This is a genomic window from Streptomyces sp. NPDC050121 (genome assembly GCF_044460385.1).
GTDB lineage: Bacteria > Actinomycetota > Actinomycetes > Streptomycetales > Streptomycetaceae > Streptomyces > Streptomyces soliscabiei.
In genome coordinates this window covers 1-10,507 of the sequence record NZ_JBITJV010000086.1, presented here as the reverse complement: position 1 = coordinate 10,507, position 10,507 = coordinate 1, and the positions used below count along the sequence as shown (strand labels likewise).

The window sequence follows — 10,507 nt, the reverse complement described above, 5'->3', positions numbered from 1 at the left end:
TCCGCGTACTGGGCGTACGCGGACGATCCCGACAACGCGGCGAGGCGCCGTGCCAGGCGTCGCGGGCCAGACGGGACTTTCGAAACACGCCCTAGTGCCGGGCGCCCCGCCACCCCGAAACGGGCAGCGCGAACTTCGCCACCAGCCGGTCGGTGAACGAGGCGTGGTGCAGCCGGGCCAGCCGCACCGGCACGGCGCCCCGCCGCACCTCCACCCGGGCCCCCGCGGGCAACTCGACGGTCCGGCGCCCGTCACACCACAGGACGCCCGGCGGAATATGGGGCAGCACCTCCACGGCGAGCACCGAATCCGGCGAGGTCACCAACGGCTTCGCGAACAGCGCATGGGCGCTGATCGGCACCATCAGCAGCGCCTCGACCTCGGGCCACACCACAGGCCCCCCGGCGGAGAACGCGTACGCGGTGGACCCGGTCGGCGTCGACAGGACGATCCCGTCGCACCCGAACCCGGTGACCGGCCGCCCGTCGATCTCCAGCACGACCTCGAGCAGCTTCTCCGCGCCGGCCTTCTGCACGGCCGCCTCGTTCAGGGCCCAGTCGGTGTGCACGATGTCCCCGTTGCGGTGCACGACGACGTCGACGGTCATCCGCTCCTCGACCTCGTACGCCTTCGTCACCACCCGGTCGACGACCTTGTCGAGGTCGTCGCGTTCGGCCTCGGCGAGGAAGCCGACACTGCCGAGGTTGACGCCGAGCATCGGCACCCCCGACGCCCGCGCGAACTCCGCGCCGCGCAGCAGCGTGCCGTCACCGCCGAGGACGATGAGCAGCTCGCACCCCTCCAGGCACTGCGGGGTGGCCTCGGAGACCAGCTCCACCTCGTCGGGCAGCGGCAGGTCGGCGGCCTCGTACTCCAGGACGCGCACCCCGATGCCCTCGCGCAGCAGCCCCTTGACCACCAGCTCGGCGCTGCGAATGGCCGCGGGCCGCCCGGTGTGGGCGAGCAGGAAAACAGTACGAGCTCGGTTCTGAGTCAACGCGGCCCCTCCGCAACTGCACGGTCGACATCGGCCGGGTCGAGGGCAGGCGCCCCGGCCCGGAGCCACAGAAAGTACTCGACATTGCCCGACGGCCCGGGCAGCGGACTGGCGGTGACACCCTTCACCCCGAGCCCCAGGTCCCACGCCTTCTGGGCCACGCCCCGCACGGCTTCCGCCCGCAGCTGCGGACTGCGTACGACACCCCCGCTGCCGAGCCGTTCCTTCCCCACCTCGAACTGCGGCTTGACCATCATCACCAGGTCCGCGTCCGGCTTGGTGCACCGCGCCAGGGCGGGCAGGACCAACCCGAGCGGGATGAAGGACAAGTCCCCCACGACAAGATCCACAGGCTCCCCATCAATCGCTTCAAGCGTCAACTCGCGTACGTTCGTACGGTCCTTGACGGTGACGCGTTCATCGCTCCGAAGAGACCACGCGAGTTGTCCGTATCCGACGTCCACGGCCACGACCTGCGCGGCCCCCGCCCGCAGCAGCACATCGGTGAACCCGCCGGTGGACGCCCCGGCGTCCAGCGCCCGCCGCCCCTCCACCACGAGCCCCCGCGGCACGAACGCGGCCAGCGCGCCGGCGAGCTTGTGCCCGCCCCTGGACACGTAGTCGGGGTTGTCCTCGTCGACGGCGACGAGGATCGCGGCGGCGGTCTCCACCTGTGTGGCGGGCTTGGTCGCGACACTCTTGCCGACGGTGACCCGCCCGGCGGCGATCAGCTGCCCGGCATGCTCACGCGAACGTGCGAGCTTGCGGCGGACCAACTCCGCGTCCAGACGGCGACGTGCGACTCCTGCCACGTTCGGTTCAGCTCCTACTGCCGTACGACGAGGGGGGCGCCGGAGGTCCCGGGCGGGCGTCGAGCGCGGTGAGCGCGTCGCGCAGCCCCCTGTGTACATCCTCGTACACCTCGACGTGGCCGTCGGTGGCGAGGTGGTCGGCGTCGGCGAGGCGGTCAAGACGGGCGTCGACCTCGGCGTCACCGGTGGGGGTGCGGGGCACGTTCAGCGGGGCGGGGGCGGCGGGGTCGTCCTCCTCCGGCGAGGTCTCCGGAAACCTTTCCGGCAGCGTTTCCGCGCCCGCCTGCGGCTCCGCCTCCGGCACTGTGTCGCTCATGCCCAGACGCTACCTCGAACCGCTGGGGTACCGTCGATCGCGATGGCCACGATCGAGGAGTGCCGCGCCGCACTCGAAAAGCTCTCCGACAGCATGGGCAGCGCCGAGGGGAACGTCCGGGCGGCCGCGGCCCTGGACCGTTCGGTGAGCTGCCGGATCACCGACCTGGACGTCACGTTCGTCGGCCGCATGGCGGGCGGCCGAATCGTGGTGCAGGACACTCTGCAGGGTCTTCCCCGGGAGAAGGCCGAGATCAGGCTGACCATGACCGGCGACGACCTGGTCGCGCTGGTCGCCGGCGAGCTGAACTTCGCGAAGGCGTGGGGCTCGGGTCGGGTGAAGCTGGAGGCCGGTCTGCGGGACCTGTTCCAGCTCAGGAAGCTGCTGTGACCGACTCGCGCGCGCGTGTCTTCCGGGCCGCCGGCACCACCAGCGGCGTGCCCGTCTCCGGGTCCTCGATGACCTGACAGCGCAGCCCGAAGACCTCCTGCACCAGACGGGCCGTGACGACGTCGTCGGGCGCGCCCTGGGCGATGACCTCGCCGCCCTTGAGCGCGATCAGATGGGTGGCGTAGCGGGCGGCGTGGTTGAGGTCGTGCAGGACGGCGACGAGGGTGCGCCCCTGCTCCTCGTGCAGTTCCGCGCACAGGTCCAGGACGTCGATCTGGTGCTGGATGTCGAGGTACGTCGTCGGCTCGTCGAGCAGCAGCAGCGGGGTCTGCTGGGCGAGGGCCATCGCGATCCACACACGCTGGCGCTGACCGCCGGACAGCTCGTCGACGTACCGGCCGGCGAGCTCGGCGACCCCGGTCTGCGCCATGGACTCCTGCACGACCCGCTCGTCCTCGGCCGACCACTGCCGCAGGATGCCCTGGTGCGGGTAGCGACCGCGGCCGACGAGGTCGGCCACGTTGATCCCGTCGGGCGCGATCGACGACTGCGGCAACAGCCCCAGGGTCCGTGCGACCTTCTTCGCCGGCATCGACTGGATGGCCTGCCCGTCCAGCAGCACCCGGCCCGTGGACGGCTTCAGCATCCGCGACAGCGCCCTCAGCAGCGTCGACTTGCCGCAGGCGTTCGGGCCGACGATCACGGTGAAGGAGTTGTCGGGAATCTCCACCGACAGTTGTTCGGCGATGACCCGCTGGTCGTAGGCGAGGGTCACGTTCTCGGCGGAGAGGCGGTTCACGGTGCTCCTTCGGTGGTTCGTCCCTCGGTCTTCGGGGGGAGTGGTGCTCATATCCGGCCGGCCTTGCGCTCGGTGACCAGCAGCCACAGCAGGTAGAGCCCGCCCAGCACGCCGGTGACCACGCCCACGGGCAACTGCCCGTCGCCGAACAGCCGTTGTGAGGCCCAGTCGGCGGTGACCAGCAGGGCGGCGCCCATGCACAGGGACGGCACGAGGTTCGGCCCGGGCGAACGGGTCAGCCGTCGGGCGAGCTGCGGAGCGGTGAGCGCCACGAAGCCGACCGGGCCCGCGGCGGCGGTGGCGGCCGCGGTGAGCAGCACGGCGGCCACCATCAGCAGCAGCCGCACCCGCTCCACGCGCACGCCCAGCGCGTGGGAGACGTCGTCGCCCATCTCCATCATCCGCAGCCCCCGCGCGTTGGCGAGGACGAGCGGCACGAGCACGCAGGCCAGGGCGAGCAGCGGCCAGACCTGCTTCCAGTCCCGGCCGTCGAGGGTGCCGGTCATCCAGACGACCGCGCGCGCCGCGTCGACGAAGTCGGCCTTGGTGAGCAGGTATCCGTTGACCGCCGTTGCGACGGCCGAGACGCCGATGCCGACGAGCACCAGCCGGTACCCGTGGACGCCCCGCTTCCACGCCAGCAGGTAGATCAGGGCCCCGGTCACCAGCCCGCCGATCAGCGCGCCGACGGTCACCTGGGTGGTGCTCCCGGAGAACAGCACGATCATCACCAGCGCCCCTGCCGTCGCCCCCTGTCCGAGGCCCAGCACGTCCGGACTGCCCAGCGGGTTGCGTGACACGGCCTGGAACAGCGCACCGCCGAGCCCGAGCGAGGCGCCGACGAGCAGCCCCACCAGGACCCGCGGCAGCCGCAGCTCGTTGACGATGAACTCCTGCCCGGCGTCGCCGTCGCCGAGCAGCGTCCTGACGACGTCACGGGACGAGATCGGGAAGTCGCCGGTGCCGATGAGCGCCACGCTCGCGGCGAGCGCGGCGACCACCAGCAGCACGACGACGATCAGCGCCCGCAGGTCCAGCCGGACGGACAGCCCGCCGGGCGTGCGTACCGCCCGCGGGCCATGAGGGGTCTTCTGCGCGGTCTTCTGCGCGGTCTTCTGCGCGGTCTTCACAGCTGGGCCGTCCTCCGCCGTCGTACGAGAAAGATGAAGACCGGGCCGCCGACGATCGCGGTGATGATGCCGACCTGCACCTCGGACGGCCGCGCGACGACCCGGCCGAGGACGTCGGAGCCGAGCAGCAGCACCGGCGACAGGATCGCCGCGTACGGCATGATCCAGCGCAGGTCGGGACCGATGAACGAGCGCACGGCGTGCGGGACCATCAGCCCGACGAACACGATCGGCCCGCAGGCAGCCGTCGCGGCGCCGCACAGCACCGTCGCCGCGAGCATCGACAGCGCCCGGGTCCGGTTCAGATGGGCGCCGAGCGCCTTGGCCGTGTCGTCGCCCATGCCCACGGCGTTCAGCGGCCGGGCGAGAGCGAACGCGAGAAGCGTGCCGGCGGCCAGGAAGGGCAGCACCTGCCAGATGGTCTCGTCGGTCGCCGAGGACAGCGACCCCACCGTCCAGAAACGCATCCGGGCCAGCGCCGCGTCATCCATGATCATCACGGCCTGGAGGTAGCCGTAGAGCGCGGCGCTGATCGCGGTGCCGGCGAGCGCGAGCCGCACCGGCGTGGCACCCCGGCTGCCACCGAGGAACCAGACCAGCGCACCGACCGCGGCCGCCCCGAAGAAGGCGAACCACACATAACCGCTCAGGCTCGTGACACCGAAGTAGGTGATGGCGGTGACGACGGCGGCCGACGCTCCCGCGTTGATGCCGAGCAGCCCCGGGTCGGCCAGCGGATTGCGCGTGAGCGCCTGGAGCACCGCCCCGGACAGCCCGAGCGCGGCCCCCACGAGCAGCCCGAGCACGGTTCGCGCCAGCCGCTCGTCGACGACGACGTCCGCGTACGTCCCCGAATCCTCGAAAACGCCGTGCCAGACCTGCGCGACGGACAGCTCCTTGGCCCCGACGGCGATGCTCGCCACCGCCACCAGCACCAGGACCGCCACGGCGGCGAGCAGCCCGACGGACCGTATCGCCCGGTGATTCGGGGGCGCGGGAGCTGTCTCCGCGCGCTGTTCGGGAGCACTGTCGACCAACACCCAGTTAGGTTAGCCTACCCTCCCCTTCTGCTTCGATCCTCTGGCCATGACCGTTGCCGGGTTCACAGCTTCGGACCTCTCACCCCCCGGCCCGGGCGTCTCAAGCAGACTCACACGACCTCACAACCCCAGCCGCGCCAGCGCCTTCCCCCCGTCCGACCCGCAACTCCCGTCCCCCGCCGCCGTCCAGGCCGCCGCGCACAGCGCCCGCAGCCCGTCCAGGGCGTCGCCCTCCCCCTCCAGCTCCAGGCGGTCTGCCCGCGCGGTCGCCGTCCAGCCACCGCACCGGAAGCCCTCGCCCGCCACGCCGACCTCCGGCTGCCCGGTGAGCAGCCCGCGCAGATCGTTGTCGACATACGTCGGCCGGTGCTGCGGCGGCGCGGCCAGCAGCTGCGCCCCGTCGGTGACACCGGTCAGGACGAGCAGCGAGTCGACGTTCCCGTTGAACGCCCCCTCGATGTCCGTGTCCAGCCGGTCCCCGACGACCAACGGCCGCTCGGCGCCCGTGCGCAGGATCGTCTCCCGGTGCATGGGAGGCAGCGGCTTGCCTGCGACCTGCGGCTCGGCGCCGGTCGCGATCCGCACGACCTCCACAGCCGCCCCGTTGCCCGGCGCGATCCCCCGCCCGCTCGGAATCGTCAGGTCGGTGTTGGACGCGAACCACGGCACACCGCGCGCGACGGCGTAGGACGCCTCAGCGAACCGCCCCCACGGCAGGTCCGGCCCGCCGAACCCCTGCACCACGGCCGCCGGATCGTCGTCCGCCGACTCCACCGGGACCAGCCCGCGCTCGCGCAGCGCGACCCGCAGCCCCTCCCCGCCGATCACCAGCACCCGCGATCCCGCCGGCACCTGCTCGCTGATCAGCCGCGCGACCGCCTGCGCCGAGGTGATGACGTCCTCGGCGCCCGTCGGTATCCCCAGCTCGGTGAGATGCCCGGCGACCGTGTCCGGCGTCCGCAGCGCGTTGTTGGTGACGTACGCGAGATGCATCCCGCCCGCCCGCGCGACGGCCAGCGACTCGACGGCGTACGCGATCGCGTTCCCACCCGCGTACACCACCCCGTCCAGGTCGAGCAGCGCCGTGTCGTACGCCTCGCTCAGGGCCTGCCCACTGCCCTCGGGCCTCGTCCTGACGGTCGGGCTCATTCCACATCGCTCCTCGTTCGGTCCGCTTTCCCCCGATCATCCCGCATGCCACTGACACACGTACGATGCCGGGATGAACACAGCAGGTCACCCTGAGGCAACGGCGCCCCGAGGCCTGGAACTCACCCCGTTCCGAGGCCTGCGCTACGACCCCGACCGGGTCGGCAGTCTCGCCGCCGTCACCTCCCCGCCGTACGACGTCGTCGTCCGCCCCGACGGCCTGCACCACCTCCAGGACGCGGACCCGTACAACATCGTCCGGCTGATCCTCCCTCAGGCCACCACCCCCACGGCCCGCACCGAACTGGCCGCCGGCGCCCTGCGCCGCTGGCTGTCCGAGGGCATCCTGACGGCCGACCCCGAGCCCGCCCTGTACGTCTACGAGCAACGGCACGCGGACGGCATGCTGCAGCGCGGCCTCATCGGGGCCCTGCGCGTCTCGGAGCCGTCGGAGGGGATCGTCCTCCCGCACGAGGACGTCATGCCGCACATAGTCGCCGACCGCGCGGCCCTGATGCGCGCCACGCACGCGAACCTCGAACCCCTGCTGCTCACCTACCGCGGCAACGGCACGGCGGCCGAGATCGTGGACCGCGCGGCGGAGCGCCCCCCGCTTCTGTCCACCACAACGGAGGACGGCTACAGCCATCGCCTCTGGGCGCTCACCGACCCCGCCGAGACGGCCCTCGTCCAGGCGGACCTCGCCCGCCACCAGGCTCTCATCGCCGACGGCCACCACCGCTGGGCCACCTACCTCCGGCTCCGCGCCGAGCACCCCTCCCCCAGTCCCTGGGACCACGGTCTGGTCCTCCTGGTCGACACCGCCCGCTACCCCCTGCGCGTCCGCGCCATCCACCGCCTCCTGCACGGTCTGCCGGTCGCGCGGGCCCTGGGCGCGCTCGACGGCCGGTTCCGCGTCCGTCGCCTGCCGGTCCCCCTCTCGCAGGCCCTGGACGCCTTGGCGGACGCGGCCGGTTCCGGCAACGCCTTCCTCCTGGCGGGCGACGGCGCCTTCCACCTCCTCGACCGCCCGGACCCGGCGCTCCTCGACCGCACGATCCCCGCCGACCGTCCGACGGCCTGGCGCACCCTGGACGCGACGGTCCTGCACGCCACGCTTCTCGGCCACATATGGCACATCCCCGAGGACGACCCGACCCGCATCGCCTACATCCACGACACCGCCGCGACGGTGAGGAAGGCGGAACGCGACGGCGGTACCGCGGTCCTGCTCCACCCCGTCCGCGAGGAGGTCGTCCGCGACCTCGCCCGCCAGGGCGTCACGATGCCCCGCAAGTCGACGTCGTTCGGCCCGAAGCCGGCCTCGGGCCTGGTCCTGCGCGCACTGGACCTCTGAGCACGTGGCACGCGGCACGCGGCACGCGGCACGTGGCACGTGGCACGCGGCACGCATGGACGCGCGAAGGGGCGGGATCCGGTGCCGCGCACCAGGTCCCGCCCCTTCACTTCACTGCCTTCAGTGCCTCAGTCCTCGTCGCGGTCGGCCTCGTCCTCGGCCTTCTCCACGACAACTCCCTCAGCCTCACTCTTGGGCTCGCTGTCGCTCTCGCCCTCGGTCTCGCTCTCGCTCTCGTCGAGGGCGTCGACGAAGTCGACGCCGTCCAGCTCGGCGAGCCGGTCGGAGGCATCCGTGCTGCCGTCCCGGTCGGCTTCGACGGCCTTCGCGAACCACTCCCGGGCCTCACCCTCTCGCCCGGCGGCAAGCAGTGCGTCGGCATACGCGTACCGCAGTCGCGCGGTCCACGGCTGGACGGAGTTGGAGGCCAGCTCGGGGCTCTGCAAGGTCACGATCGCCGCGTCCAGCTGCCCCATGTCCCGCCGGGCGCCGGCCGCGACGAGCCGCATCTCCACCTGGCCGGCCTTGTCGAGCTTGTTCACCTCGGGAGCGCCGGCCATGTCCAGCGCCTTCTCCGGCCGCCCGAGCCCACGCTCGCAGTCGGCCATGACGGGCCACAGCTCGACGCTGCCGGTCATACGCCGCGCGGCCCGGAACTCGGCGAGCGCCTCGCTGTACTTCTGGTTGGCGTACGCGGCGAATCCGCCCGCCTCCCGCACGGCGGCGACGCGCGAGGCCAGCCGCAGGGCCACCTTGGAGTAGGCGTACGCCCTCTCGGGGTCCTCGTCGATCAGCCGGGCGACCATCACCAGGTTCTTGGCCACGTCATCGGCAAGCGTCTTGGGCAGGCTGTGCAACTCCTGCCGTACGTCCTTGTCGATCTCGTCGCCGGTGACGTCCTCCGGGATCGGCAGCCGCTTGATCGGCTCACGGTCCCGGTCCCGCTCGTCGCGGAATCGGCTGCCGCCGCCACGCCTGTCGTCCCGACGGTCGTCGCGCCCGTCACGGCCGCGGAAGCCACCGGGCCGCCCACCGCGGTCGTCCCGACGGGGGCCACGGGCACCCCGGTCGTCCCGCCCACGGAAACCACCACGGTCGTCGCCCCGGCGGTCATCCCTGCGCTCGTCATGCCGATCGTCCCGGCGGAAGGGGGGACGCTCGCCGCGGTCGTCGCGCCGGAACGCGGGCCGGTCGCCGCCACGGTCATCCCGACGGGGCCCACGGTCACGGTCGTCACGCTGGAACGCCGGACGAGACCCACGATCACCCTCACGCCGGTCATCACGACGCTCGTCACGACGGCCGTAACCGCCGCGGTCCCGGTCCCGATCACGGTCACCGAAGCCACCACCACGACTGTCATCGCGACGGAACCCACCACGGTTGTCGTCACGCCGATCGTCACGGCGGTCATCACGGCGCTCATCGCGACGGAACACCGGCCGGTCACCGCCACGGTCATCCCGACGGAAGCCACCACGGTCACGATCGTCCCGGCGGTCGTCGCGACGGGCGTAGCCACCGCCGCCGCCACGGTTGTCGTCACGCCGGGGGTATCCACCACGGTCGTCGTCCCGGCGGAAGGGGGGACGCTCGCCGCGGTCGTCGCGCCGGAACGCGGGCCGGTCGCCGCCACGATCGTCGCGACGGGGCCCACGGTCACGGTCGTCACGCTGGAACGCCGGACGAGACCCACGATCACCCTCACGCCGGTCATCACGACGGCCGTAACCGCCGCGGTCCCGGTCCCGATCACGGTCACCGAAGCCACCACCACGACTGTCATCGCGACGGAACCCACCACGGTTGTCGTCACGCCGATCGTCACGGCGCTCATCGCGACGGAACGCCGGCCGGTCACCGCCACGGTCATCCCGACGGAAGCCACCACGGTCACCACGCTCACCGCGGCTCCGGTCGTCACGACCGCGGTCATCGCGGCGGTCGTCTCGACGGACATGACCAGCACGGTCGTTGTCGCGGCGGGAGGCGGGCCGATCGCCGCCACGGTCACCGCGGTTGCCGCCGCGATCGCCGCGGTCCCCACTGTCCCGTCGCCGCTGGTCGCGCTCCGGTCGGTCGTCGGGAGAGTTGGTGGACATCGGTGACTCCTGTCTTCGGTACCGCATATATTCTCGCGCACCCGGGTACCCGGCGCGCTCCAGAAAAACAAAAAGGACCCTTGGTCCCAGCTGAACGCTGGGACCAAGGGTCCTTCCAAAGATTGTTCGGCGGCGTCCTACTCTCCCACAGGGTCCCCCCTGCAGTACCATCGGCGCTGTAAGGCTTAGCTTCCGGGTTCGAAATGTAACCGGGCGTTTCCCTCACGCTATGGCCACCGAAACCCTAATGGTTTCGAGCGAACAAGCACACTTTTTACTTGTTTTCAGCTCTAGCCGGCAACAGTCGTTGCCTCAGAACTAACACAGTGGACGCGAGCAACTGAGGACAAGCCCTCGGCCTATTAGTACCAGTCAGCTTCACCCATTACTGGGCTTCCACATCCGGCCTATCAAC

The 10,507-nt window shown here is 71.7% G+C and carries 10 protein-coding genes, 1 rRNA gene and 1 pseudogene; 2 read left to right on the top strand and 10 right to left on the bottom strand.

Annotated features, from left to right (window positions below; translation table 11 throughout):
- Positions 1-91 precede the first annotated feature (91 nt).
- From ACIBTS_RS48825 to ACIBTS_RS48815, 3 genes are read right to left on the bottom strand one after another with little or no spacing between them, the layout of a single operon-like run.
- A complete protein-coding gene (locus tag ACIBTS_RS48825) occupies positions 92-997 on the bottom strand; it encodes an NAD kinase (RefSeq protein ID WP_079663221.1) in 906 nt (301 codons plus the stop codon).
- Positions 994-1,809 carry a TlyA family RNA methyltransferase gene (locus ACIBTS_RS48820; RefSeq protein WP_399328384.1) on the bottom strand — a complete coding sequence of 272 codons (816 nt, stop codon included), beginning with the start codon at positions 1,807-1,809 and terminating at the stop codon, positions 994-996. The genes ACIBTS_RS48825 and ACIBTS_RS48820 overlap by 4 nt, the downstream gene beginning before the upstream one ends.
- Before the next feature lie 7 nt (positions 1,810-1,816).
- Complete coding sequence (locus ACIBTS_RS48815) at positions 1,817-2,125, bottom strand: hypothetical protein (RefSeq protein ID WP_399328382.1); 309 nt, start codon at positions 2,123-2,125, stop codon at positions 1,817-1,819.
- A gap of 42 nt (positions 2,126-2,167) precedes the next feature.
- Here ACIBTS_RS48815 and ACIBTS_RS48810 point away from each other — a divergent pair, with 42 nt between their 5' ends.
- Positions 2,168-2,515 carry a sterol-binding protein gene (locus ACIBTS_RS48810; protein ID WP_399328380.1) on the top strand — a complete coding sequence of 116 codons (348 nt, stop codon included), beginning with the start codon at positions 2,168-2,170 and terminating at the stop codon, positions 2,513-2,515.
- Here the strand turns inward: ACIBTS_RS48810 and ACIBTS_RS48805 are convergent.
- The 4 genes from ACIBTS_RS48805 to ACIBTS_RS48790 form a co-directional block, all read right to left on the bottom strand.
- Entirely contained in the window at positions 2,499-3,365 is an 867-nt protein-coding gene (locus ACIBTS_RS48805) for an ABC transporter ATP-binding protein (RefSeq protein ID WP_399328378.1), read from the bottom strand. The two genes, ACIBTS_RS48810 and ACIBTS_RS48805, sit on opposite strands and share 17 nt — an antisense overlap.
- Positions 3,362-4,444 carry a FecCD family ABC transporter permease gene (locus tag ACIBTS_RS48800; RefSeq protein WP_399328376.1) on the bottom strand — a complete coding sequence of 361 codons (1,083 nt, stop codon included), beginning with the start codon at positions 4,442-4,444 and terminating at the stop codon, positions 3,362-3,364. The genes ACIBTS_RS48805 and ACIBTS_RS48800 overlap by 4 nt, the downstream gene beginning before the upstream one ends.
- On the bottom strand, positions 4,441-5,484 hold the full coding sequence (locus ACIBTS_RS48795; protein ID WP_399328375.1) for a FecCD family ABC transporter permease: 1,044 nt from the start codon (positions 5,482-5,484) through the stop codon (positions 4,441-4,443). The genes ACIBTS_RS48800 and ACIBTS_RS48795 overlap by 4 nt, the downstream gene beginning before the upstream one ends.
- A 120-nt stretch (positions 5,485-5,604) precedes the next feature.
- Positions 5,605-6,633, bottom strand: coding sequence for an HAD hydrolase-like protein (locus tag ACIBTS_RS48790; protein WP_399328373.1), 1,029 nt, complete (start codon positions 6,631-6,633; stop codon positions 5,605-5,607).
- A gap of 73 nt (positions 6,634-6,706) precedes the next feature.
- Here ACIBTS_RS48790 and ACIBTS_RS48785 point away from each other — a divergent pair, with 73 nt between their 5' ends.
- Positions 6,707-7,990 carry a DUF1015 domain-containing protein gene (locus ACIBTS_RS48785; protein ID WP_399328371.1) on the top strand — a complete coding sequence of 428 codons (1,284 nt, stop codon included), beginning with the start codon at positions 6,707-6,709 and terminating at the stop codon, positions 7,988-7,990.
- Between the two features lie 128 nt (positions 7,991-8,118).
- Here ACIBTS_RS48785 and ACIBTS_RS48780 read toward each other — a convergent pair whose 3' ends face one another.
- From ACIBTS_RS48780 to rrf, 3 genes and pseudogenes are all read right to left on the bottom strand, one after another.
- The gene (locus tag ACIBTS_RS48780) at positions 8,119-8,904 is read right to left on the bottom strand and encodes a hypothetical protein (protein WP_399328387.1); all 786 of its coding nucleotides are present in this window, start codon (positions 8,902-8,904) and stop codon (positions 8,119-8,121) included.
- Between the two features lie 21 nt (positions 8,905-8,925).
- Positions 8,926-10,092 (bottom strand): annotated as a pseudogene (locus tag ACIBTS_RS48775) (hypothetical protein); the annotation flags it as partial.
- Positions 10,093-10,216: 124 nt separating this feature from the next.
- Positions 10,217-10,333 (bottom strand): 5S ribosomal RNA (gene rrf / locus ACIBTS_RS48770).
- Between the last annotated feature and the right edge of the window lie 174 nt (positions 10,334-10,507).

Bases quoted from the DNA above. Each gene is read 5' to 3' on its own strand.
- ACIBTS_RS48805 (WP_399328378.1), bottom strand. From the start codon at position 3,365: ATGAGCACCACTCCCCCCGAAGACCGAGGGACGAACCACCGAAGGAGC.
- ACIBTS_RS48790 (WP_399328373.1), bottom strand. From the start codon at position 6,633: ATGAGCCCGACCGTCAGGACGAGGCCCGAGGGCAGTGGGCAGGCCCTG.
- ACIBTS_RS48810 (WP_399328380.1), top strand. From the start codon at position 2,168: ATGGCCACGATCGAGGAGTGCCGCGCCGCACTCGAAAAGCTCTCCGAC.
- ACIBTS_RS48785 (WP_399328371.1), top strand. From the start codon at position 6,707: ATGAACACAGCAGGTCACCCTGAGGCAACGGCGCCCCGAGGCCTGGAA.
- ACIBTS_RS48815 (WP_399328382.1), bottom strand. From the start codon at position 2,125: ATGAGCGACACAGTGCCGGAGGCGGAGCCGCAGGCGGGCGCGGAAACG.